Genomic DNA, 22,309 nt, shown 5'->3' on the forward strand with positions numbered 1-22,309 from the left:
GCTCACTCCTGCTGCGCCTTGGCCGCTTCCACGGAGGGGTCCCGCCACCGGCCCGAGCGCACCCCGCGGAAGTAGATGTGGCCCGCCACCAGGGAGCCGACGAACAGCACGGCCATCGGGATCAGGACGATGTAGACGTTGCCGGTGGCGACCATGATCGGGATCGCCAGAGCAGTGACCAGTCCGCCGCCGAAGAACGGCTCGAAGAACAGCTGCTTATATCCGAAGGCCTCCAGGGCAGGGGACTCGTCGTAGGGGTCCGCCACGCGGAGCAGGACCAGGCCGGTGGCCGTGACGCCCATCGACTGGCCGAAGTCGGCGATGCCGCGCTCGAGCCAGAACTCCGGGATGATCCGCGGGGTGAAGACCAGCAGGACCGTGGTGCAGAACAGGATCCCGGCGATCGAGATGACCAGGAAGGTCTCCCAGTAGGCGGCGATGGCGTCGAGCGAGATGGTCGCCAGCGCCGCGACGATCAGGATGTCCAGGGCGAGACCCTGGATCCGCTTCATCGTCTCGTGGTCCAGCAGGCTGGTGTTGCCGGTGCGATCCAGGATCACCTGGATGATCACCCCGCCGATCATCGCCAGCGGGAACAGCGGCACATAACCCAGCAGGGTCAGGCCCTCCTCGGACCAGGGCGACCCGGGCTGTCCCCAAAGCTGATCCTCGATCCAGACCAGTCCTTCAAGGATCAGCCAGCCGATGATGATGGCCAGTCCGACGACGGCGACATGCAGGGTCAGCGGCTCGATCGAGCTGGGTCGCGAGGTCATCCGGCCGGTGGAGACGTTCTCGCTGTCGCTGTAGAGTCCGCGCAGCTCGGCCTTGGACTGCTTCGATACGTTCTTGATCACGCGGGTCCGGCCGGTGCGCACACCCCAGTTGATCACCGAGATGCCGATGATGATGCCGAAGACCAGGCCCACGGTGGCGATGGCCAGGGCGAGATCCGTGGCCTCGGGAATGCCCATGTCGTCGAAGGCGGGCTCCATGCCCGCCGCCGTGCCGTGGCCGCCCTCGAAGGCGATCTCCAGCAGCGCACCGAAGACCGGGTCGACACCGAACAGCGGGGAGAGCACCAGCAGCCCCAGCACGATGCCCACCACGTACTGACCGGAGCCGTAGGCCACACCGATCGAGAGCTGGGGCCCGACCAGCTTGGCCACTCGGACCGGGGACGGAATCCGGGAGCCCAGGAAGAGGGTCGCGAAGACCACTGAGATCAGCAGACCCGGGAGTTCTCCCCAGACGTCGTAGATGCCCTGGGTGAGCAGTCCACCGTCTCCCAGCCATCCCCAGCCGAGGGGTTCGGCAAGGCGTCCGATGACCTGGGGGCCGACGATGAGTCCGATGAACCCAGCGATGATCGCACTGGGCAGCAGAAGCTTCTGGATGAACTTCACCTTGACGCGCACGAATTTGCCGATCAGCATCACAGCTGCCAGCAGCACGATCGCGAACCCGACTACTTCTGGACTCATCGGACGCCCCTCTCCGCAACGGGCCGCCGAGAGCGGCCGCGACTTGCTGAGAAGCACATCACACATCGCGCGTGCTGGCGAGGGCCCCCGGAGACGAACCCCGTCGAGGCGTGCCTTCTACGACCGCCCGGGGCCGAAGATCGGGTCAGCTGTCCAGAGATTCCTCCCCTCGACAAAGAGGTGGACGGGGGCGGGTCCTCAGTGGGTGCGCCGGGGCTGCCGCCGCTGGGCCGCCAGGCGGACCGGCGCGTTCGCGGCGCCGTAGCCGTCATAGCTGCCCACGCGCTGGACCATCTCCAGGAAGAGCCCGCCGATGGTCGGGGTGTAGAAATGGATGAACTCGCCGTCGGCATCGCGATCGTAGAGCAGGTTGAGTCGCTCGAGCTGCGCCAGATAGTCCGCGTCCAGCCCGAAGCGCGCATGGAGATCTGCGTAGTAGTTGTCCGGGATGGAGAGGAAGCGCAGCCCGCGTTCCTGTGCCCGGCTCGCCAGCTCGACGATGTCCGTGCAGGTCACCGCGATATGCCGAGGAGGCAGCGGCGCGGTGGGCGGGGCCAGGTTCAGCGGCAGCCGCACCGTGGCGTCGGCGGTGCGCATCACCTGGCTGCGCACCAGACCCTGGGGGCTGGGCACGTTCTCCGGGGTCTGCGCCTGCAGGCCGAGCACGCTGTGGAAGAAGAGCACCGTCTCCTCGAACTCGTGCCAGCGGTAGGAGAGGTTGATGTGGTCCACCGCGTGGGTCGAGTCATGCGCGGGCTGACCGCCTTCGAACTCGGTGACCCAGGTGTCTTCGGCGGGAGCATCGCTGAAGTAGATGACCGTCCCGTCCGGGGCGCCGAGGGCACGCAGCTCATGGTCCCCGGCATAGGTCCGGCGGAAGACCACCGGTGCCCCGAGCGCAGCTCCGCGGGCGAGGGCCTGGCCGGCGTCGTCGACCAGCAGGCCGATCGCGGAGAGGTGTGGATCGGGCTGCTGGCTCTGCTCGTTGAGGATGATCCGGGTCGAGCCTATGGTCCAGAGCCGCACCTGTTTGGTGCGGTGCTTGCCGCGGAAGGTGAAGCCAAGCTGGTTCAGGGTCTCATCGGCGGTGCCCAGGTCGGAGCCGGTGATCTCCACGAAGTCCACGCTGCGCGGACTCTGCGCGGAGGGCAGGCGATCGGTGCTCCACCCGTTCGACGCCGAGGCGCGGTCCGCCAGCCAGGTCAGCGACCGGCGCGCATGGGCGGCGGTGCTGGTGACGTCGGTCTGCCGGAAGGTGTCATTGAAGACTTCGAGCGAGAGCGGGCCGGTGTACCCGGCCTTGAGCACATGGGTCAGGAAGCCGCTGAGGTCGAAGGAGCCCTCACCCGGGAACAGCCGATGGTGCCGGCTCCAGGACAGGACGTCCATGTCCAGCTGCGGGGCGTCGGCGAGCTGGATGAAGAAGATCTTCTCCCCGTCGATGGTCTCGATCTCCGCCGGATCGTGCCCGCGGGCCAGGATATGGAAGCTGTCCAGGCAGGTGCCCAGATTCGGGCGGTCGGCGAGCTGCACCAGCCGCCAGGCGTGGCGGTAGTCGTTGACGTAGCGTCCCCAGGCCAGAGCCTCGTACGCGATCCGGATGCCGTAGCCGGCGGCGAGGTCGGCCAGCGCCCCCAGCTGTCGGGCGACGACCGCGTCGTCGTCCACGGTCGCGGTGCCGGCGTTGCTGCAGACCAGGATGGTGTCGGCGCCCAGTCGGTTCATCAGCTGGAACTTTGCCTCGGCGCGACGCAGGTTCTCCGCCAGGAGCTCCTCGCTGACGCCCTCAAAGTCACGGAAGGGCTGAAAGAGGTCGATGCTCAGCCCCAGGCGCTGACACAGCGCGCGGATCTCCTCGGGGGACTCGTAGGAGACCGTGAGGTCGGTGTCCATGATCTCGACGCCGTCGAACCCCGCCTCGGCGCAGGCCTGGAGTTTGTCGGTGAGGCTTCCGGAGAGGCAGACGGTGGCGATTGAGGTGCGCATAGCGGCAATGTACCAAACATTACATTCGTGGGTCAGTGCTGAGCGGCGGATCTTTCGGGTATTCAGACTCGAAAGCTGCGCCAGCCAGTCGGAGGATCCGTCCCGCACCGAGGGAGGAGGTCGGGCGGGTGGATAGGATCACAGCATGGATCAGGAGCCCCCCGGAGCGCCCGGCGTCAATCGCAACGAGTTCGTCCGATCGCTCTCCACCGGCCTGCGGGTGCTTGAGTCCTTCTCGGCCTCGGACCCTAAGCTCACGCTCTCCGATGTCGCCCGGCGTGCCGGAGTCAGCCGGGCCACCGCCCGACGCATGCTGCTCACCCTGGTCCAGGAGGGGTACGCGTACACGGACGGTCGGTTCTTCGAACTGACCCCGAAGGTGCTGGGCCTGGGACAGGGATACTGGTCCGGGCGCGGCTGGCACGAGCTGCTGCAGCCCTCGCTCGGCGAGCTCTCCGCGAAGCTGACCGAATCTTGTTCGGCCGCGCTGCTCCTCGGCGATGAGGTGATGTACGTCTGCCGGGTGCACACGCGTCGAATCATGCGGATCGACCTTGGACTGGGCACCAAGCTGCCGGCGCTGGCCACCTCCATGGGACGGGTGCTGCTCGCCGGCCTGGGGGAGGAGGCGCTCGGGGAGCGCCTGCGCACCGCAGACCGACGCGCGTATACCGCGCGCACCGTCACCGACCCGGGGCGGCTGCGCGAGATCATCGCAGCCGTCCGGAATGAGGGCTATGCCCTCGTGGATGAGGAGCTGGAGGAGGGGCTGCGCTCGCTGGCCGTCCCGGTCCGCGACGTGGGCGGAAACATCGTGCTGGCCTTGAACACCTCGCTCTCGGCCGGCAGGGAGACTGCCCAGGAGTCTCTGGACCGGACGCTGCCGGACCTGCAGCGCTGCGCCGCAGCGGTGGAAGATCTCATCCGCTCCCTCGGCGACGACGTCCAGCGACTCACCGTGCCCCAGGGTCTCTGAGCTGCGGAGCCCTGAGCTTCGGGACCTCTGCGCTCCGGCGTCGAGGCTCATGACGCGTCGCCTCTGGAAATACCCGCCCGGTGGGACTATGCTCATGTCACATAGCGCACACATGTTTGCATAGCGAACATATTGGTCCTGTGGGGCCAAGGCGCACCGGATCGTGAGCAGGGAGCCGCAATGCAGGATGTCTTCGTCTACCAGGGTCTGCGCACCCCCTTCGGCAAGGTCGGCGGTGCCCTGGCCGGGCAGCGTCCCGATGATCTGGCCGAGCTGGTCATCTCGAGCCTCGTGGAACAGGCCCCGGGGCTGAACCCGGAGAACGTCGGCGAGATCGTCGGTGAGGTGATCTTCGGCAACGCCAACGGCGCCGGCGAGGAGAACCGCAATGTGGCCCGGATGGCCTGGCTGCTGGGCAGGCTGCCCGTGAGCGTGCCCGCCACCACGATCAACCGGCTGTGCGGCTCATCCCTGGACGCCGCGATCTCCGGTGCCCGGCAGATCGCGCTGGGGGAGACCGACGTGATCCTCGCCGGCGGTGTGGAATCCATGTCGCGGGCACCCTGGGTGCTGCCCAAGACCGAGCGGCCCTTCCCAATGACCAACCTGGAGCTGGTCAACTCCACGCTGGGCTGGCGCCTGATCAACGAGCGCATGCCCAGGGAGTGGACGGTCTCCCTCGGCGAGGCCACCGAGCAGCTGCGTGAGCGCCACGGCATCGACCGTGAACGGATGGACGCGTTCGCCGCCCGCTCCCATGAGCTCGCCGCCCGCGCCTGGGCGCAGGGGCACCTGAGTGACCTCACCGTGGCAGTGCCCGGCGTGGACCTGGACACCGATGAGACCATCCGGGGCGGCGTCACGACGGAGAAGCTCGCCGGTCTGCGGACCGTCTTCCGCCGCGAGAACGGCACCGTCACCGCCGGCAACGCCTCCCCGATGAACGACGGCGCCTCCGCCGTCTGGCTCGGTTCCGCCGCAGGCGGCGAGCAGCTGGGTCTGACCCCGCAGGTGCGGATCGCCGGATGGGCCGCCGCGGGAAATGAGCCGCAGTACTTCGGCTATGCCCCCGTGGAGGCGAGCAACAAGGCGCTCAAGCGCGCCGGCATCGGCTGGGGAGACGTCGGCGCGGTGGAGCTCAACGAGGCCTTCGCCGCACAGTCCCTGGCCTGCCTGGACGCCTGGCAGGTCGACCCGGAGATCGTCAACGCCTGGGGCGGCGCGATCGCCATCGGCCATCCCCTCGGAGCCTCCGGCACCCGGGTCCTGGCCACGCTGGCGAAGCGGATGCAGCTCAGCGGCGAACGCTGGGGGGTGGCCACGCTGTGCATCGGGGTCGGCCAGGGCCTGGCAGTGGTCCTCGAGAACGTCGCCAGCCAGCCCGTCCAGCCCACACCGTCCATTCAGACCACCCAGAACCACGAGGGATGAACCTATGACTGAATTTGTAGACACCGCCGCCGAGGCGGTGGCCGGCGTGCGCGACGGCGCCACCGTCCTTCTCGGCGGCTTCGGCAACGCCGGACAACCCATGGAGCTCATCGACGCGCTACTAGAGTCCGGCACCACCGACCTCACCGTGGTGAGCAACAATGCCGGGCAGGGGGATCGCGGACTTGCGCTGCTGATCAAGGAGCGCCGGGTGCGCAAGGTGATCTGCTCCTTCCCGCGGCAGTCCGACTCCTGGCACTTCGACGCGGCCTACCGTGCCGGAGAGCTCGAGCTCGAGCTGGTCCCGCAGGGCAACCTCGCCGAGCGGCTGCGCGCCGCCGGAGCCGGCATCGGGGCGTTCTTCACCCCCACCGGCTACGGCACCAGCCTCGCCGAGGGCAAGGAGACCCGCGAGATCGAGGGCCGGCACTACGTGCTCGAGCACCCGATCCGCGGCGACGTCGCACTGATCAAGGCGCTGGCCGCCGACGATGCCGGCAACCTCGTCTACCGCAAGACGGCACGGAACTTCGGCCCGGTGATGGCTGCAGCCGCCTCCCACACCGTGGTGCAGGTCGCGGAGCTGGTCCCCAGCGGCTCCCTCGACCCGGAGAACGTGGTCACCCCCGGGATCTATGTCGACATGGTGACCGCCCTGACCCCGCGCGAGACCCAGGAAGTGAAACCAGCATGAGCAGCCAGACCAGCCCCACGAGCCAGCCCAGCCCTCCAAGCCAGCCCAGCCCTCCAAGCCAGAACAGCCAGCCCGACGACGCGGCCCGGCCCGGCCAGCCGCTCTCCCGCGAGGACCTCGCGAAGCTCGTCGCCGCCGACATCGCGCCGGGAGCCTATGTGAACCTGGGCATCGGCCAGCCCACGAAGGTCTCGGACTACCTGACCCCCGAGCAGCAGGTCACCCTGCACACCGAGAACGGGATGCTCGGCATGGGCCCGCAGGCGCAAGGTGAGGACATCGACGACGAGCTGATCAACGCGGGAAAGATCCCGGTCACCGAACTGCCGGGAGCCAGCTACTTCCATCACGCCGACTCCTTCGCGATGATGCGCGGCGGACACCTCGACGTCTGCGTTCTGGGAGCCTTTCAGGTCTCGGCCGGCGGAGACCTGGCGAACTGGTCCACCGGCGCCCCCGATGCCATCCCCGCCGTCGGAGGCGCCATGGATCTCGCCATCGGCGCCAAAGAGGTGTTCGTGATGATGTCGCTGTTCGCAAAGGATGGGACGCCGAAGATCGTCGCCGACTGCACCTACCCGATCACCGGGCTGGGCTGCGTGAGCCGGGTGTACACCGACCATGGGGTGTTCCTCATCGAGGCGCACGAGGCCGGACCCCGGCTGGTGCTTCGCGAGGCCTACGGCATCGCCCCCGAGGAACTCGTCAAGCGGTTCGACTTCCCCGTGGTGATCGCCGGCTAGTCAGCTGGTATAGTCAACAGCTGTGCCCAGGCGAGGGGGCGACGTCGCAGGATCCATTCCGGCGGACGTCAGCCCCGTGATCGACGAGGCGAACTTGCAGGAGAACATCACCGCCGCTCACAGCGCGGAGAGCCTGGAATTCACTTGTCGTTGGTGCCTGGATCAATACGAATCCAACCAACGAAGGACAACACCATGGCTGACAAGATCGTCATTCCCGCCACCAAGCGCACCGAGTTCGGCAAGGGCGCAGCCCGCAAGGCCCGCCGCGACGACCTGATCCCGGCAGTGGTCTACGGCCACGGCGAAGACCCCATCCACGTGGTGCTTCCCGGTCACCAGACCCACCTGGCAGTGCGTAACCCCAACGCGCTGATCACCCTGGACATCGAGGGCACCGAGCAGATGGTGATCCCCAAGGCCATCCAGCGCGACATCATCAAGCGCTCGATCGACCACATGGACCTGCTGACCGTGCGCCGCGGCGAGAAGGTCATCGTCGACGTCTACGTCGAGGTCACCGGCGAGCCCGCCGTCGGCTTCGAGTGGATTCTCGAGCAGGCCACCGTCTCCGTCGAGGCCGAGGCGACCCACCTGCCCGAGCACGTCACCGTGGACATCACCGACCGCGACGAGAACGCGCTGCCGGAGCACATCCAGCTGCCCAAGGGTGTCACGCTGGCCCTGACCGACCTGGAGTCCCCGGTCGTCTCCATCCACGAGCCCGTCGAGCAGGACCTGGGCGACGAGGAAGAGACCACCGAGGACGAGGCCGCTGAGGACGAGGCCGCCGAGGGCGAGTCCGAAGAGAACGCCGAAGGCGAAGACAGCTGAACAAGCTGGCGCTGAGACTCCACTAGGCTCGAAGCATGGCTTCAGAGACGTGGTTGATAGCGGGACTCGGGAACCCCGGGTCCCGCTATCGTCATACCCGGCACAATATCGGGCACATGGTGCTCGATGAACTCCTCGACCGCATGGACGCGAAGTACACGCGCACCAAGGTCGGGGCCAAGGCCGTCGCGGCCCGGCTGGGCCCCGGTGGTCCGAAGGTGGTCTTCGCGATCTCCGAGGGATATATGAACCTCTCCGGCAAGCCGGTGCGCGGACTCATGGACTACTTCTCCGTCCCCACGCAGAACCTGATCGTGGTCCACGACGAGCTCGACCTCGACTTCGGTCGGGCCAAGCTCAAGCGGGGCGGATCCGAGGGCGGGCACAACGGGCTGAAATCCATCACCACTCACCTGGGCGGAGACCGCGACTATCTTCGCGTGCGCGCCGGTGTGGGCAGGCCCCCCGGACGCATGGACAGCGCCGACTACGTGCTGCAGAAGTTCAGCGCCGCCGAGCAGAAGGAGCTGGGCATCTTCATCTCCCGGCTGGCCGACGCGGCGGAGCTGCTGATCTCCGACGGGCTCCCGGCAGCCCAGAACGCGGTGCACTGACCCTCGACGACCTCCCCGCAGCGCGGAGTCGAAGGGCTTCTCCGTTTCCTGGACGAACGCCTAGAATAGGGTGACTTCTTGGCGCAAGGATGGTTATGGATCCCGAGGAACTTCGTGTGGCTGACCTGCCTACGCTGGAGGTCAACGGCGTGGTGGGGGACTCCATTGCCCGGACCATCCGGGTCCTGAGCTCCCAGCGCCGCCTGCAGACCCTGCTCGACGCGAGCAACGTGGTCGCCAGCGACCTGGATCTGGAGCGGGTGCTGCGCCGCATCGCCGAGGAGGCCCTCACGGTCGCCGATGCCCAGTTCGCGGCGCTCGGCGTGATCGCAGCAGATGGTCACCTCGAGCGGTTCATCCACGTCGGGATGCCGCGGGACGTCTCCGAGCAGATCGGAAATCTCCCAGCAGGGCACGGGGTCCTCGGCGCGGTGATCGAGAGCAGGAACCCGATCCGGCTGACCGAGCTCACGACCGACCCCCGGGCCGTCGGCTTCCCCGACCACCACCCCCCGATGACGAGCTTTCTGGGGGTCCCGATCACGATCCGCGGTGAGACCTACGGGAACCTCTACCTCACGAACCGCGCCGATGGCCCGTTCACCGCGGAGGACGAGGAGCTGGTCACCGCGCTGGCGGCCACGGCCGCCACCGCGATCAACAATGCCCGGCTCTACGAAGAGGCCCGCCGGGCGCAGCAGCTCAGCGCCATCCTCGGCGACGTGACTTCGGCGCTGCTCGCCTCCGAGAGCATCGACGTCTTCGGCGTGCTCTCCCACGGCGTCGTCACCCTGACCCAGGCGGACTTCGCGGCCATCGTGACCTCCGACGACGTCGGTGAGGAGATGTTCGTGGACACCGCCCGCGGACAGGGGGCGTCGCTGATCGAGGGGGAGGTGCTGCCTTGGGCCGACGGAGCAGTCTGCTGCGCCATGGAGGGCGAGCCGAGCATCTCGTCACCCGAGGCAGCTGACGAACCACCGTTCGGGGGTCTGGTCCCTGGCGCCTCAGTGATCGCCGTTCCGCTGGTCGTCTCGGGGGACCGGATCGGCGCGATCTGCGCGACACGCGCCGCAGATCGGCCTGCATTCGAAGCCGGTGACCTCGCGCTGCTCTCGGACTTCGCCACCCAGGCGGGGCTGGCGGTGGCACTGTCCTGGGCTCGGGCGGATCGGCAGCGACTGAGCGTCATCGAGGACCGGGCGCGCACCGCCCGTGACCTCCATGATCATGTGATCCAGCGGCTCTTCGCCACGGGCCTGGGACTCCAGGCCTTCGCCTCGGCCCACCCCCGCCATGCAGCGACGATCGACCGTCACGTCGTGGAGATCGACGCCGCGATCGAGGACATCCGCAATGCCATCTTCACCCTGCGCACGCGCAAGACCGCCAGGACCACCCGACATCGGCTCCTCGACGTGGTCACCGAGCTCTCCGCCGGACTGGGTCTAGCGCCGCAGGTCACCTTCACGGGTCCGGTGGATGAGGACATCAGAGGAGGTCTCGCCGACGACGTCGTCGCCGTCCTGCGCGAGACGGTCACCAATGTGGCCCGTCACGCCAGGGCGACGGCGGTGTCGATCGAGGTTCAAGCCGCAGAGGCGGGCATCACCGTCCTCGTGGAGGACGACGGCGTCGGCCTTTCGGCCTGTGACAAGGCCGAGAGTGGAACCGCGAATCTGCGGGCCAGGGCCCGAGCCCGCGACGGCGTCTTCGAGCTGACCCACCGGCGGACCGGGGGTGTTCGGGCCCGCTGGCACGTTCCCTTCGAAGGTGAGGATGATCGATGATCAGGGTGTTCCTCGTCGATGACCACGAGATCGTGCGTCGCGGCATCGCTGGGCTCATCGACGCCGAACCAGGCCTGGGGGTGGTGGGAGAGTCCGCAGCGGTGCGCGGAACCCTCGACCGGGTGGAGGCCATGCGCCCCGACGTCGTCGTGCTGGACGTGCACCTGCCCGACGGCACCGGGATCGACCTCTGCCGCAGCATCCGATCCGCGCACCCGGAGATCCCTTGTCTGATGCTCACCGCCGACGATGACGAGAGCGCCAGCGCCGCGGCGGTGATCGCCGGGGCCTCGGGGTACGTGCTCAAGACCATCCGCGGGGGGCACCTGGTCGATGCCATCCAACGGGTGGCCCAGGGTGGAAGTCTGATCACCGGGTCCATCGCCGAGCGGGTGCGCCGCGACCTCTCGGCCCAGGCCAAGCACGCGCCGCGTCCAGGCGTGACCCTCACGCTGCGCGAGCAGCAGGTGCTTGGGCTGATCACCGAGGGGCTGACCAATCGGCAGATCGGGCAGCGTCTGGGTCTCGCGGAGAAGACCGTGAAGAACTACGTCTCCGGGCTGCTGGCCAAGCTCGGGATGCAGCGCAGGACCCAGGTCGCCGCCTACGGGGCCACTGGCCAGGGCCGGGATCTCCACAGCTGAGATGAGGGCCTGGCGGGGACCGCCGCGGTGCGGTAGGACCAATGGCCCTACAGCGCCCCGACCTCGATGGGAGAGGCTGGACCCAGCCTGCAGCACTGCACGCGACATGAAGGGAATCCAGCTGTGATCATCGCCACAAGAAACCGGTCAGACAACAAGATCCATTCGCTCGTCCTTGCCGAACTCGAGTGGACGCCGGAGGTCGACGCCGCGGAGGTTCAGGTCGAGGTCGAGGCGGGAGTCGTCACGCTGTCCGGTGAAGTCGGCGACTACTTCGAGTACCTCGCCGCCTCGCGCGCCATGAGACGTGTCCATGGGATCGCCGCGGTGTTCAACAGGCTGACCGTGATCCCCCGATCCGCGAGGTGGGTCACCGACGCCGACATCGGGCGCGTGGCTGAACGCGTCCTGACCTGGTCCGCCAACATCCCTGGTTCGGTCAGGTCCAAGGTCGAGGCCGGGTGCGTCACGCTCACGGGGCAGGTCGACTGGGACTTCCAGCGCGAGGCCGCTGAGCGAGCCGTGGAGAACATCCGCGGTGTGCACACCGTGCGCAATGAGATCACGCTGATCCCGCGCCCGGTCTCCGAGGATGCGGCGGAACAGATCAAGAGCGCCCTGTCCCGAAACCCGCAGCTCGACGCCGGACACATCCGGGTCTCGGTCCTGGGCAACACCGCAGTGCTGACCGGATACGTGAAGTCGCTGGTGCAGAAGACCCAGGCCGGCGCCGTCGCCTGGGCCTCACCCGATGTCACCACGCTCGACAACCGCCTCAACGTGCGCCCCTATTGAGGCGCCCACCCTGAGTCAACAAAGGCGGCACGGCCCAGCGACTCCGCCTCAGGATCAGGTCCAGGAGAGGAAACCACGATGCCCGATCATCTCGCCCGTCTCGACCCGCTGGAAGGGTTGGACAGTCTGCGCCGTGACCCGTTCGACGCCGGCACCTTTCGCGGCCTGCGCGGAGGGACGTCGAGCATCGGCGTGCTGAGCGTGCCCGTCCTGCCGACGCCGGGAACAGGTTCCCATCCGATCCCGATCACCCGCGGACACTCCAAGAACTGACTCCGGCGCGACCGGCGACCGTCAAGCGACAGGGGGCGTGATGTTCGACTGGCTCTATTTCTGGAACCTCATCTGGTCCTTCTTCACGCTGCTCTCGCTCGTGTTCATCCCGGTGTTCATCGTGATGATCTACGTCGTGACCCGGGCACCCAGAGCTCGCCGGGGCGCCCGGAGCGCCGCCCGGCCCGACACTCCGGGAGCCGGCGCGGTCGGGGAGAACCCCACGAAGAGGGCCGCATGAGCTCCGGATCATTCCGGAGGGTCACGCGGCCCTCGTCGAGGGATGGCAGACCGATCAGCCGCGGCTGGAGATCCAGGCGCTGACTTCTCTGGCCTGCAGATCCACGAACTTGCGCATATACGGCTCAGCGGCCGCCTTGATCTTCTTGCCGACGATCGGGATGCTGACGTTGACATCGCCGCGGACCGTGGAGAGCGTCTCGGAGGCCCCGCGCACATGCAGATTCTGCGCGGACTGCGCCGAGACCGGGGCGGAGGCGATCTTCACCGCAGTGTCCGCGCGACGTGACCCGGCCTCATCGGGTGCGCCCCAGGAATGCGTGACGCGCACGGTGACCTCCCCCTTGATGACCTTCTTGGCGATCTCCGGAAGCTTCTCCGCCGACATCGACTGCTCGGTGACGATCTCGAAGGGGCCGTCCAGCGGGCCGACGACCTCGAAGCTGAGCAGCTTCGCCCCGACCTTCTTGGACAGGTGCTCATTGAAGTCTCGGTCGGCGTAGGCCTCGATGATGTCCTGCGCGCTGTGCGGAATCACAAGCTCTGATTCAAGTGCCACTGATGGTCTCCTCGTTGACGTCTTGCTGAAGGCGTTCTGCGACGGCGGTCACGGAACCTACTCATTGTAAAGTTGCACCGGTGACTATCATGACTCTTCTCCTGCTCCTCGGCGGTTTCGTCCTGCTCGTCGGCGGTGGTGAGGCCCTGGTGCGGGGCGCAGCCTCGCTGGGCCGCACCGTGGGCCTGTCCTCCCTGATCATCGGCCTGACCGTGGTCTCCTCCGCCACCTCGGCTCCGGAGCTCGCGGTGAGCACCGGCGCCGCGCTGAGCGGCTCTCCCGGGCTCGCGCTGGGCAACGTCGTGGGCAGCAACATCGTGAACATCCTCTTCGTGCTGGGCCTCACGGCCATCTTCGGTGCGCTGGTGGTCAAGGTCCAGCTGATCAAGATCGACATCCCGATCATGATCGGGTTCTCCGTGATCGCGCTGCTCATGGCCCTCGACGGCAACATCAGCACGCTTGAGGGGTCGATCCTGATCGGTCTGCTCGTCGTCTACCTGGCCGTCACCGTCGTGCTCGCCCGTCGTCAGACGGTGCGCGAACGGGAGGCCTCAAGCCCGGAGGAGACGTTCGACGTCGACCGGGCGGTGGGCGGCGGATCGGTGAAGCTGACCAAGGGACTGCGCACCACGAAGGCTCGCTCGATCATCCTGGACCTGGTGCTGCTCGCCGGGGGCATCGCGCTGCTCGTGGTGGGCGCCCAAATGCTGGTCTCGGCCGCGACGAGCATCGCGCTCTCCCTCGGGGTCAGCGACCTGATCATCGGACTGACCATCGTGGCCATCGGCACCTCGCTGCCCGAGCTCGCCACCAGCGTCATCGCCGCCCTGCGCGGAGAGCGAGACATGGCCGTGGGCAACCTGGTGGGCAGCAACATCTTCAACATCGGCGCCGTCCTCGGACTGACCGCCATCATCTCCCCGCTGGGCGTGGAGGTCGCCTCGGCGGCCGTGAACTTCGACCTGCCGGTGATGATCGCCACCGCCATGGTCCTGCTTCCGCTGGCGTTCACCTCCCAAGCCATCGGACGCCTGGAGGGGCTGGTCCTGGTAGGGCTCTACAGCGCCTACGTGGTCTACCTGGTGCTCTACGCCGCAGGCCATGCCGCGCTGCAGCCGTTCAGCTCCGCGATGCTCTGGTTCGTGCTGCCGATCACCGGGCTCTGGATCACCGCCCTGGTCGGCTACGAGGTCGGGGTGATGCGCACCCGTCGCGCAGCCCGCGCCGAACAGCCCGCCGACTCCGCCGACCCCGGGACGTCTCAGTTGGGGACGACTGGCCCCGGGCACTCCGACCCCGGGGGCTCCAAGACTGGCCGGACCGGGGCGCCGTAGCCGGATCAGCGAGTATCCTGTGTGAGGCCTAAACTCACGAATCTCACACCGTGCCGAAACCCCGTCCGCGGAGCTCCGGTGTCGATCTGCATGCGAAACGAGGCGTCACTCTCCCATGGCTCTGTCAGGTCTGCGCACAGCGCTCACGGCGAACTCCTCCTACAGGCGTGTCGCCACCGCCGCCGCACATCCGGCCGGGGAGCGCACGGACGAGCTGCAGATCTCCTCGACCACCGGGCTGCGACCGGCGCTGATCGCCGAGATCGCCACGAAGCTGCGCAGCACCAGCCCCACCGGCACGCTGCTGGCGGTGACCGCCACCGACCGTGAGGCCGAGGAGCTGGCCACCTCGCTCGCCGCCTACGCACCGGACGCCGCGGTCGCGCACTTCCCCTCCTGGGAGACCCTGCCGCATGAGCGGCTCTCGCCACGCTCGGACACCGTGGGACGCCGGCTCGGGGTGCTGCGCCGGCTCGCTCATCCGGCTGAGGCCGGCGGGGTGCTCGACGTCGTCGTCGCTCCGGTCCGCGCCGTGGTCCAGCCGCTGGTCGCCGGGCTCGGCGACCTCGCCCCGGTGCGGCTGCAGGTCGGGGAGTTCGCCGACTTCAACCAGACCGTGGCGCAGCTCGCCGATGCCGCGTATTCGCGGGTGGACATGGTCACCCGGCGCGGCGAGTTCGCCGTGCGCGGCGGCATCCTCGACGTGTTCCCGCCCACCGAGCCGCACCCGGTGCGCATCGAGTTCTTCGGCGACGAGGTCGAGCAGATGCGCTGGTTCGCCGTCGCCGACCAGCGCTCGCTGGACACCGAGTCCAACGAACATCCCGAGGTGCTCGACGCCGCGCCCTGCCGTGAACTGCTGATCACCGAGGCCGTGAAGTCCCGCGCCAAGGAGCTCATCAGCCAGATGCCGCATGCCGCGGACCTGCTCACCAAACTCGCCGAGGGCATCGCCGCCGAGGGCATGGAGTCCCTGGCCCCGGTCCTGGTGCCCAAGATGGTGCCCTTCGTGGATCAGCTGCCCGCTGGCTCGCTCACCGTGGTGATCGAACCTGAGAAGACCCGGGGGCGCGCCCATGACCTCGCCGCCACCAACGAGGAGTTCCTCGCCGCCGCCTGGTCCGCGGCCCCCGACGGCGCGGCCGCGCCACTGGACATCAGCGGAGCCCAGATCGGCAGCGAGCAGCAGGGCCTGGCCGCCGGCGGCTTCGCCAGTCTCGCCGAGACCCGCGAGGCCTCGATCGCGCACGGCGCCGGCTGGTGGTCGATGACCTCCCTGGGCCTGGACGAGGAGCTGGAGCAGGACGCGGACATCGTCTCGATCGTCTCCCGCGAACCGATCGGCTACCGCGGCAGCGTCGAAGACGTGATGACCTTCCTGGGGGAGCGCGCCAAGGCGAACTGGTCCGTGGTGGTCACCACCGCAGCCTCCGGCTCCGCCCAGCGGGTCCACGAGCTGCTCACCGAGCACGACGTGCCCTGCGTCCGGGTGGACACCCTCGATGAGGCTCCCGCCCCGGGCACGATCACGATCTCCACCGCGAACGTCTCCGAAGGTTTCGCGGTGGACCCTCTGCAGCTGGCGCTGCTGACCGAGTCCGAGATGCTCGGCCGCGCGATCCGCCAGGACTCTGGCTCCGCCCGCAAGGTGCCCGCCCGGCGGCGACGCCACGTGGTGGACCCGCTGGCGCTGAAGCCCGGTGACTACGTGGTCCACGAGCAGCACGGCATCGGCCAGTTCGTGGAGCTGATCCAGCGCAAGGTCGGCTCCCCGCAGGCGATCAAGGCCGGCACTGCAGGCATCCGCGAATACCTGGTCCTGGAGTACGCCGCCTCCAAGCGCGGCGGCGCCAAAGACCGGCTGATGGTCCCCACCGACCAGCTCGACCAGGTCTCCCAGTACGTCGGCGGCGAGGCGCCCTCGCTCTCGAAGATGGGCGGCAGCGACTGGTCCCAGACCAAGCGCAAGGCCAAGAAGGCGGTCAAGGAGATTGCCGGCGAGCTGATCAGGCTCTACGCCGCACGCATGGCGTCGCGCGGGTTCTCCTTCGGCCCCGACACTCCCTGGCAGGGTGAGCTCGAGGACGCCTTCCCCTACGCCGAGACCCCGGATCAGCTCACCGCCACCGACGAGGTCAAGGCGGACATGCAGCGAGAGATCCCGATGGACCGGCTGATCTCCGGCGACGTCGGCTACGGAAAGACCGAGATTGCGATCCGGGCCGCCTTCAAGGCGGTCCAGGACGGCAAGCAGGTCGCCGTGCTGGTGCCCACCACGCTGCTGGTCTCGCAGCACTATGAGACCTTCACCGAGCGCTACGCCGGGTTCCCGGTGCGAGTGGCGCCGCTCTCGCGGTTCCAGACCGCCAAGGAGTCCAAAGAGACGATGGCGGGTCTGCGCGAAGGCAGCGTGGACATCGTGATCGGCACCCACCGGCTGCTCTCCAAGGAAGTCGACTTCCACGACCTGGGCCTGGTGATCATCGACGAGGAGCAGCGTTTCGGCGTCGAGCACAAGGAGCAGCTCAAGAAGATGCGCACCAACGTGGATGTGCTGGCCATGTCCGCGACCCCGATCCCGCGGACCCTGGAGATGTCCATGGCCGGGATCCGGGAGACCTCCACGCTGGCCACTCCGCCGGAGGAGCGCCACCCGGTGCTCACCTATGTGGGTCCCTACACCGACAAGCAGGTCTCCGCGGCGATCCGTCGCGAGCTGATGCGCGAGGGGCAGGTCTTCTTCGTGCACAACCGAGTCTCCTCCATCGACGGCACCGCCGCGCGGATCCGGGAGCTGGTGCCTGAAGCACGGGTGGAGGTCGCCCACGGGCAGATGAGCGAGACCCGGCTGGAGCAGATCATCCAGGACTTCTGGGAGAAGCGCTTCGACGTGCTGGTCTCCACCACGATCATCGAGACCGGGCTGGACATCTCCAACGCCAACACCTTGATCGTGGACCGGGCCTCCACCTACGGACTGTCCCAGCTGCACCAGCTGCGCGGGCGCGTCGGACGTTCACGGGAGCGGGCCTACGCCTACTTCCTCTACCCGGCGGAGAAGCCGCTGGGCGAGGTGGCGCTGGAACGGCTGCGCGCGGTGGCGGCGAACAACGAGCTCGGCGCCGGCCTCCAGCTGGCGATGAAGGACCTCGAGATCCGCGGCGCCGGCAACATGCTCGGCGGCGAGCAGTCAGGGCACATCGCCGGGGTCGGCTTCGACCTGTACCTGCGCCTGGTCGGCGAGGCCGTGGCCGACTACCGCGGGGACACCGAGGAGACCTTCACCGAGGTCAAGATCGAGCTGCCGATCAACGCGCATCTGCCCCATGACTACGTCCCGGGGGAACGGCTGCGCCTGGAGGGCTACCGCAAGCTTGCCGCGGCCGACGCCGAGGAGAAGATCGCCGAGGTCGTGACCGAGTGGCAGGACCGCTACGGGGATCTGCCCGAACCGGTGACCAACCTGATCGAGGTGGCCCGGTTCCGCAACCGCGCCCGGGCCGCGGGGATCCACGACGTCGGCACCCAGGGCAAGTTCATCCGGTTCGGGCCGGTGGCGGAGCTGGCGGAGTCCAAGACCATGCGCATGGAGCGGATGTACCCGGGCAGCCAGCACAAGGCCACCATGAAGCAGGTCCTGATACCGAAGCCCAAGACCAGTGGAGTCACCGGAGTGGAGCTCACCGACGGTGAGCTGCTCGCCTGGCTGAATCAGGTCTTCGAGGCGATCTTCCCGCCGGTCTCACCCGAGCCGGCCTCATCCTCGCCGGCCTGACCTGTGCCGGGTGGAGCGGTTTCGGCCTGACCTGAGCCCGGATCGCCGGCGCCGGTCTGGCCTGAACCGGTCCGATCCGCGCGGGGTCGGCGCAGCGCAGACCGGGGCAGCCCGTTCAGCGGCAGCGCCAGCGCGGTCCGGTTCACCGCCATGCCCAGACTCCAGCAGATGATCAGTGCGGCCAGGGTGCGCAGCGGTGGGTTCTCCAGGTCGAAGAGGCGCAGCAGCAGGTAGAGCACGATGGCGTGGGCGAAGACCACGAAGGTCGCGGTCTGGACCAGCTCGGCGATGACCACGCCGACGATCCGCCCGCGTCGCGATTCCTGGCGCGGCAGGGCCTGCTGCGTCCCGGGCCCGCCGAGCAGCGCGTTGACCGCGGTGGAGAAGACCAGCACGAGTCCGATGCTGATCAGCACCGAGACGGCGGGGGAGAGCAGGAACGTCCCGAAGCCTGAATATTTGATGTTCATGGTGCGCACGCCTGCGGCCACGGCGCCGAAGCCGATGATCAGGCAGAGCAGTCCGATCCATGGCTTGGCTGGGAGGTTTATGCCGCGCGGGGTGCGCATGAAGCGGCCGAACCAGTGGCCTGCGAGCATGAACCCCATGCAGGCCGGTGCCAGGCCGATCCCCAGCGGGGTGTAGCCCATCACGGAGTTCGGGATCTGCGCCACGGCGAATCCCCCGACCGCCACGGCGACGCCGACCCACCAGGGCTGGCTCAGCACCGCGCGCAGCAGCAGCGCGGCCAGGAAGAGCACAGAGATGAACCAGAACACCAGGAAGGGCATGTTCGTCATGGCGCCGCCGAAGAGCGCCTGGGGGACGGTCATCGGGTCGAAGGGCCATGGGGTGGGGATCATCGCCAGCACCGCGAGGCAGAGCAGCAGGAACCAGACCAGATAGGGAAGGGCCAGGCTGCGAGTGCGCGCGAGGAGCTCGCCGCGCAGGGTGCGCGAGGTGGAGAAGAAGAACCCGGCGAGGAAGAAGAACAGCGGCATCCGCCAGATCTGGAGGTACTCGGCTCCCGGCATCCCGGCCCAGGCGTGACCGAACACCACCGCGGCGACCGAGATGACCCGCAACAGGTCGATCCCGAGATTCCGGGCGCGGGAGGTCCTCGGCGCCGGAGTGGTCATAACATCCTCAGATGGCGAACGAGCTCAGCGGACGTGCGGCTCCGCAGCCGACTCGCGCGAGGAGCTTGCCCGTGAGGCCATGGCGTCGAGCGGCTCGCCGTGCTCACCATGGAGGTCCTGCATGTCCAGCGAGTCTGAGCGACCGATGATCTCCTTGGCCGCGTAGAACGAGCCGCAGTACAGGACGATGAAGATGATCCCCGGAATCCAGACCTGGTCCAGGTCCCAGAAGTTCAGCGCGACGATCGAACCGACGAGCATCAGGAAGACGACGAGGAACGCGGCGAGGTTGCCGACTAGATTGCCCTGACCCGAATAGGCCTTGACCTTACCGTTGCTGATCATGTGCTCCCCTTAGGATGCGGTGCGGTCTGCAGGAGGCACAACTCAGTAGCTTCCGGCAGCACCCGATGTGCTGGATTCTCTAGGGTCCACGATATCAAGAGAGGAGCTTGCCCCGATGCGTGTGGCGCCGGCGGAGACCATCGCGACGGCGTCGTCGTAGCTGCGGACCCCGCCGGAGGCCTTGATGCCCAGGCGGCCACCGACCAGGGAGTGCATCAGCGCGATGTCCGCTTCGGTGGCGCCGCCGCCGGCGAAGCCCGTGGAGGTCTTCACGAAATCGGCGCCGGCGGCCTCTGCGGCGCGGCAGACCAGCTCCTTGGCGGACTCGCTCAGCAGCGCCGTCTCGAGGATCACCTTCAGGATCGCGCCGCCGGCGTGGGCGGCATCGGCCAGCGCGCGGATCTGCGCCTCGACATAGCTGTGGTCACCCGCATTGGCGGCGGCGATGTCCACCACCATGTCCACCTCCTGGGCGCCGAGCTGGACCGCTTCGACGGTCTCGGCCAGCTTTGAGGCGGTGGTGGAGGCTCCCAGTGGGAACCCGACCACGGTGCAGGTCTTGACCTCAGTGCCGGCGAGCTCTGCAGCGACCAGCGGCACCCAGCGCGGATTGATGCAGACCGCGGCGAAGGAGTGGGTGCGCGCCTCTGTCACGATCCGCCGGATCGTGGCCTCGTCGGTGTCGGGCTTCAGGGCGGTGTGGTCGATCAGCGGCGCCATCTCGGCGGGGGTGGGGGTGTGCGTCATCGGGTCTCCTCGTGCATCTGCGGAACAACAAGTGGGTCAGGCGGCGGGGTCAGCTGAGCATGGACTCCATCGAGGTGCGCAGCTGACCCAGCCGTTCGGCGGCCTGCGCGCGGGCTGCGCTGATCGCCTCGGGGTCGGCGTCGATGCCGGGCGTGTCTGCCACCGCTTCGAGATAGCACTTGACCTTCGGCTCGGTCCCGGAGGGCCGGACGATCACCCGGTCACCGGCCTCGGTGAGGTAGATCAGCGCGTCGGTCTTGGTCGCCTCGCTCAGCTGTGTGCCCGGCAGCGGGTCCTGGGTCAGGTCCAGGGACTCCACGACGGCGGAGCCTGCGATCTCCGCGGGCGGCTGCGCCCGCAGGGCGGCGGTGACCTTGCCCAGCTCGGAGAGGTCGCTGACCCGGATGGTCACCTGACCGGTGACGAAGACCCCGGCCTCGGCGGCGATCTCGTCCAGGGCGGCGATCAGGCTGATCCCACGGGACTTCAGCGAGGCTGTCATCTCGGCGAAGATCAGCGCGGCGGAGACGCCGTCCTTGTCCTTGACGTGCTCGGGGTCCACATTGAAGCCGATGGCCTCTTCGTAGCCGAAGCTCATGTGCTGAACTCGGGCGAGCCATTTGAATCCCGTGAGCGTCGCGGCGTGGCCGACTCCGCGGACCTGGCACAGCCGCTCGAGCAGCCGGGAGGAGACGATCGAGTTTGCCAGGACCGGGGCGCCGCCGTCGGCCTGTGGTCGCAGCGGACCGCGCTCCAGCAGGTGTCGTCCCAGAAGGGCCCCGATCTCATCGCCGGAGAGCTGGCGCCAGGCGCCGGCGGTGTCGTCATAGACCGCGGCGGAGAGCCGGTCGGCGTCCGGGTCGTTGGCCAGCACCAGGTCGGCGTTCTCGGACTCGGCGGCCTTCAGCGCCAGGTCGAGGGCGCCGGGCTCTTCCGGGTTGGGGAAGTCTGCGGTGGGGAAGTCCGGGTCCGGCTCGAACTGCTCGGCCACCGGGGTCACCGTGAACCCGCCGGCGCGCAGCAACGAGGTCACCATCTCTCCGCCGACCCCATGCATCGCGGTGTAGACCACGTGCAGGTCGCGCTGCGGGTAGGTCTCCGGGTCCAGCAGCTCCAGCGCCTCGCGCTGGTAGCTGCTGCGGGCCTCATCGGTGACCGGGTGGGTCTTCGCAGCCCCGGCCTGGGTGTCCGCCTCGGAATCCCCGCCGACCGCGGCTCCGGCTGGCGTGTCGGTGTCGACCAGCGCAGCGATCCGGGCGGCGATGTCCTGATCCACCGGTGCCACGATCTGCGCGCCGACGCCGTGGCCATGGGGTTCCAGGAAGCGGGAGAGCTCCCCGCCGAGATAGACCTTGTACCCGTTGTCCTGGGGCGGGTTGTGGCTGGCGGTCACCATCACGCCGATCTCGGCGCCGAGCACCAGCACCTGGCGGGCCAGCAGCGGTGTCGGTCCCGGGCGGGTGAACAGGTGCACCTCCCAGCCGGCGGCGGAGAAGATCTCCGCCGTATCGGCGGCGAACTCGTCGGACTGGTGCCGCGCGTCGAAGCCGATCACGATCTTGCGCGCCCCGCTGCGCATCAGGTCCTGCGGGTTGTCGGCCCCCTGTTGGGCTCGGGCGAGCTGCTCCTCGGCGTAGCTGAGCATCCCGGCCGCGGTCTGACGGACCACGAGGCGGTTCATCCGCAGCGGTCCCGGACCCAGCTCCGCGCGCAGACCGGCGGTGCCGAAGGCGAGCCGACCGGAGAAGAGACGCTGCAGCTCCTCAGCCGCGGAGGTGTCTGAGTCCTCGGCCCGGGTCAGCAGCTGCGCCAGCGCGGACCGGGTCTTGGCGTCGGGGTCCATCTCGATCCAGCGGCGCACGGCGCCGAACAGCTTCTCGGTCATGGCGGTCTGCTCCCTCAT

General features: G+C 68.3%; 20 protein-coding genes. 13 read left to right on the forward strand and 7 right to left on the reverse strand.

Annotated elements, in window-relative coordinates; genetic code table 11:
- Positions 1-2 precede the first annotated feature (2 nt).
- Positions 3-1,484 carry a sodium/glutamate symporter gene (locus ACHAA4_RS11705; protein WP_435774349.1) on the reverse strand — a complete coding sequence of 494 codons (1,482 nt, stop codon included), beginning with the start codon at positions 1,482-1,484 and terminating at the stop codon, positions 3-5.
- Positions 1,485-1,682: 198 nt separating this feature from the next.
- Positions 1,683-3,470, reverse strand: coding sequence for a bifunctional sugar phosphate isomerase/epimerase/4-hydroxyphenylpyruvate dioxygenase family protein (locus tag ACHAA4_RS11710; protein WP_435774350.1), 1,788 nt, complete (start codon positions 3,468-3,470; stop codon positions 1,683-1,685).
- Positions 3,471-3,615: 145 nt separating this feature from the next.
- On the opposite strand from ACHAA4_RS11710, the gene ACHAA4_RS11715 reads away from it, so the two are divergent.
- From ACHAA4_RS11715 to ACHAA4_RS11765, 11 genes are all read left to right on the forward strand, one after another.
- Positions 3,616-4,446: an IclR family transcriptional regulator domain-containing protein gene (locus ACHAA4_RS11715; protein WP_435774351.1), complete on the forward strand. Its 831-nt coding sequence runs from the start codon at positions 3,616-3,618 to the stop codon at positions 4,444-4,446.
- A 180-nt stretch (positions 4,447-4,626) separates the two neighbouring features.
- Positions 4,627-5,877: a thiolase family protein gene (locus ACHAA4_RS11720; RefSeq protein WP_435774352.1), complete on the forward strand. Its 1,251-nt coding sequence runs from the start codon at positions 4,627-4,629 to the stop codon at positions 5,875-5,877.
- A 4-nt stretch (positions 5,878-5,881) separates the two neighbouring features.
- Positions 5,882-6,571 (forward strand): 3-oxoacid CoA-transferase subunit A, encoded by a 690-nt coding sequence (locus ACHAA4_RS11725; protein WP_435774353.1) that lies wholly within the window; start codon positions 5,882-5,884, stop codon positions 6,569-6,571.
- Positions 6,568-7,314: a 3-oxoacid CoA-transferase subunit B gene (locus ACHAA4_RS11730; protein ID WP_435774354.1), complete on the forward strand. Its 747-nt coding sequence runs from the start codon at positions 6,568-6,570 to the stop codon at positions 7,312-7,314. Before ACHAA4_RS11725 ends, ACHAA4_RS11730 begins: the two co-directional genes overlap by 4 nt.
- 195 nt (positions 7,315-7,509) lie before the next feature.
- The gene (locus ACHAA4_RS11735) at positions 7,510-8,148 is read left to right on the forward strand and encodes a 50S ribosomal protein L25/general stress protein Ctc (RefSeq protein ID WP_435774355.1); all 639 of its coding nucleotides are present in this window, start codon (positions 7,510-7,512) and stop codon (positions 8,146-8,148) included.
- A gap of 35 nt (positions 8,149-8,183) precedes the next feature.
- Positions 8,184-8,762: an aminoacyl-tRNA hydrolase gene (gene pth / locus ACHAA4_RS11740; RefSeq protein WP_435774356.1), complete on the forward strand. Its 579-nt coding sequence runs from the start codon at positions 8,184-8,186 to the stop codon at positions 8,760-8,762.
- Between the two features lie 116 nt (positions 8,763-8,878).
- Positions 8,879-10,552 carry a GAF domain-containing sensor histidine kinase gene (locus tag ACHAA4_RS11745; protein WP_435774357.1) on the forward strand — a complete coding sequence of 558 codons (1,674 nt, stop codon included), beginning with the start codon at positions 8,879-8,881 and terminating at the stop codon, positions 10,550-10,552.
- Complete coding sequence (locus ACHAA4_RS11750; protein WP_435774358.1) at positions 10,549-11,196, forward strand: response regulator; 648 nt, start codon at positions 10,549-10,551, stop codon at positions 11,194-11,196. Before ACHAA4_RS11745 ends, ACHAA4_RS11750 begins: the two co-directional genes overlap by 4 nt.
- 123 nt (positions 11,197-11,319) lie before the next feature.
- The gene (locus tag ACHAA4_RS11755; protein ID WP_435774359.1) at positions 11,320-11,991 is read left to right on the forward strand and encodes a BON domain-containing protein; all 672 of its coding nucleotides are present in this window, start codon (positions 11,320-11,322) and stop codon (positions 11,989-11,991) included.
- A gap of 78 nt (positions 11,992-12,069) precedes the next feature.
- Positions 12,070-12,264 (forward strand): hypothetical protein, encoded by a 195-nt coding sequence (locus tag ACHAA4_RS11760; RefSeq protein WP_435774360.1) that lies wholly within the window; start codon positions 12,070-12,072, stop codon positions 12,262-12,264.
- A 40-nt stretch (positions 12,265-12,304) separates the two neighbouring features.
- Positions 12,305-12,505: a hypothetical protein gene (locus tag ACHAA4_RS11765; protein WP_435774361.1), complete on the forward strand. Its 201-nt coding sequence runs from the start codon at positions 12,305-12,307 to the stop codon at positions 12,503-12,505.
- 54 nt (positions 12,506-12,559) lie between these two features.
- On the opposite strand, the gene ACHAA4_RS11770 is transcribed toward ACHAA4_RS11765, so the two are convergent.
- Positions 12,560-13,063, reverse strand: coding sequence for a DUF2505 domain-containing protein (locus ACHAA4_RS11770; protein ID WP_435774362.1), 504 nt, complete (start codon positions 13,061-13,063; stop codon positions 12,560-12,562).
- Between the two features lie 89 nt (positions 13,064-13,152).
- On the opposite strand from ACHAA4_RS11770, the gene ACHAA4_RS11775 reads away from it, so the two are divergent.
- Together ACHAA4_RS11775 and mfd are read left to right on the forward strand one after the other, a co-directional pair.
- The gene (locus ACHAA4_RS11775; RefSeq protein WP_435774402.1) at positions 13,153-14,400 is read left to right on the forward strand and encodes a calcium/sodium antiporter; all 1,248 of its coding nucleotides are present in this window, start codon (positions 13,153-13,155) and stop codon (positions 14,398-14,400) included.
- Positions 14,401-14,515: 115 nt separating this feature from the next.
- Positions 14,516-18,175, forward strand: a complete 3,660-nt coding sequence (gene mfd / locus ACHAA4_RS11780; protein ID WP_435774363.1) for a transcription-repair coupling factor — start codon at positions 14,516-14,518, stop codon at positions 18,173-18,175.
- Here the strand turns inward: mfd and ACHAA4_RS11785 are convergent.
- Genes ACHAA4_RS11785 through ACHAA4_RS11800 form a run of 4 tightly spaced genes read right to left on the reverse strand, consistent with a single transcriptional unit; the run spans position 18,112 to position 22,291 of the window.
- Positions 18,112-19,314: an acyltransferase family protein gene (locus tag ACHAA4_RS11785; protein WP_435774364.1), complete on the reverse strand. Its 1,203-nt coding sequence runs from the start codon at positions 19,312-19,314 to the stop codon at positions 18,112-18,114. The two genes, mfd and ACHAA4_RS11785, sit on opposite strands and share 64 nt — an antisense overlap.
- Positions 19,315-19,338: 24 nt before the next feature.
- Positions 19,339-19,659, reverse strand: a complete 321-nt coding sequence (locus ACHAA4_RS11790) for a hypothetical protein (RefSeq protein ID WP_435774365.1) — start codon at positions 19,657-19,659, stop codon at positions 19,339-19,341.
- A 42-nt stretch (positions 19,660-19,701) separates the two neighbouring features.
- Positions 19,702-20,406, reverse strand: coding sequence for a deoxyribose-phosphate aldolase (gene deoC, locus ACHAA4_RS11795; RefSeq protein WP_435774366.1), 705 nt, complete (start codon positions 20,404-20,406; stop codon positions 19,702-19,704).
- 49 nt (positions 20,407-20,455) lie between these two features.
- Complete coding sequence (locus tag ACHAA4_RS11800) at positions 20,456-22,291, reverse strand: phospho-sugar mutase (RefSeq protein ID WP_435774367.1); 1,836 nt, start codon at positions 22,289-22,291, stop codon at positions 20,456-20,458.
- Between the last annotated feature and the right edge of the window lie 18 nt (positions 22,292-22,309).

The sequence above is a fragment of the Nesterenkonia maliinae genome, from assembly GCF_051262655.1.
Taxonomy (GTDB): domain Bacteria; phylum Actinomycetota; class Actinomycetes; order Actinomycetales; family Micrococcaceae; genus Nesterenkonia.

Excerpts from the sequence above, each read along its gene's own strand:
- ACHAA4_RS11790 (WP_435774365.1), bottom strand. The coding sequence starts at position 19,659 with ATGATCAGCAACGGTAAGGTCAAGGCCTATTCGGGTCAGGGCAATCTA.
- deoC (WP_435774366.1), bottom strand. The coding sequence starts at position 20,406 with ATGACGCACACCCCCACCCCCGCCGAGATGGCGCCGCTGATCGACCAC.
- ACHAA4_RS11750 (WP_435774358.1), top strand. The coding sequence starts at position 10,549 with ATGATCAGGGTGTTCCTCGTCGATGACCACGAGATCGTGCGTCGCGGC.
- ACHAA4_RS11720 (WP_435774352.1), top strand. The coding sequence starts at position 4,627 with ATGCAGGATGTCTTCGTCTACCAGGGTCTGCGCACCCCCTTCGGCAAG.
- ACHAA4_RS11730 (WP_435774354.1), top strand. The coding sequence starts at position 6,568 with ATGAGCAGCCAGACCAGCCCCACGAGCCAGCCCAGCCCTCCAAGCCAG.
- ACHAA4_RS11785 (WP_435774364.1), bottom strand. The coding sequence starts at position 19,314 with ATGACCACTCCGGCGCCGAGGACCTCCCGCGCCCGGAATCTCGGGATC.
- ACHAA4_RS11705 (WP_435774349.1), bottom strand. The coding sequence starts at position 1,484 with ATGAGTCCAGAAGTAGTCGGGTTCGCGATCGTGCTGCTGGCAGCTGTG.
- ACHAA4_RS11800 (WP_435774367.1), bottom strand. The coding sequence starts at position 22,291 with ATGACCGAGAAGCTGTTCGGCGCCGTGCGCCGCTGGATCGAGATGGAC.
- ACHAA4_RS11775 (WP_435774402.1), top strand. The coding sequence starts at position 13,153 with ATGACTCTTCTCCTGCTCCTCGGCGGTTTCGTCCTGCTCGTCGGCGGT.
- ACHAA4_RS11725 (WP_435774353.1), top strand. The coding sequence starts at position 5,882 with ATGACTGAATTTGTAGACACCGCCGCCGAGGCGGTGGCCGGCGTGCGC.
- ACHAA4_RS11735 (WP_435774355.1), top strand. The coding sequence starts at position 7,510 with ATGGCTGACAAGATCGTCATTCCCGCCACCAAGCGCACCGAGTTCGGC.
- ACHAA4_RS11710 (WP_435774350.1), bottom strand. The coding sequence starts at position 3,470 with ATGCGCACCTCAATCGCCACCGTCTGCCTCTCCGGAAGCCTCACCGAC.
- mfd (WP_435774363.1), top strand. The coding sequence starts at position 14,516 with ATGGCTCTGTCAGGTCTGCGCACAGCGCTCACGGCGAACTCCTCCTAC.
- ACHAA4_RS11765 (WP_435774361.1), top strand. The coding sequence starts at position 12,305 with ATGTTCGACTGGCTCTATTTCTGGAACCTCATCTGGTCCTTCTTCACG.
- ACHAA4_RS11760 (WP_435774360.1), top strand. The coding sequence starts at position 12,070 with ATGCCCGATCATCTCGCCCGTCTCGACCCGCTGGAAGGGTTGGACAGT.
- ACHAA4_RS11715 (WP_435774351.1), top strand. The coding sequence starts at position 3,616 with ATGGATCAGGAGCCCCCCGGAGCGCCCGGCGTCAATCGCAACGAGTTC.
- pth (WP_435774356.1), top strand. The coding sequence starts at position 8,184 with ATGGCTTCAGAGACGTGGTTGATAGCGGGACTCGGGAACCCCGGGTCC.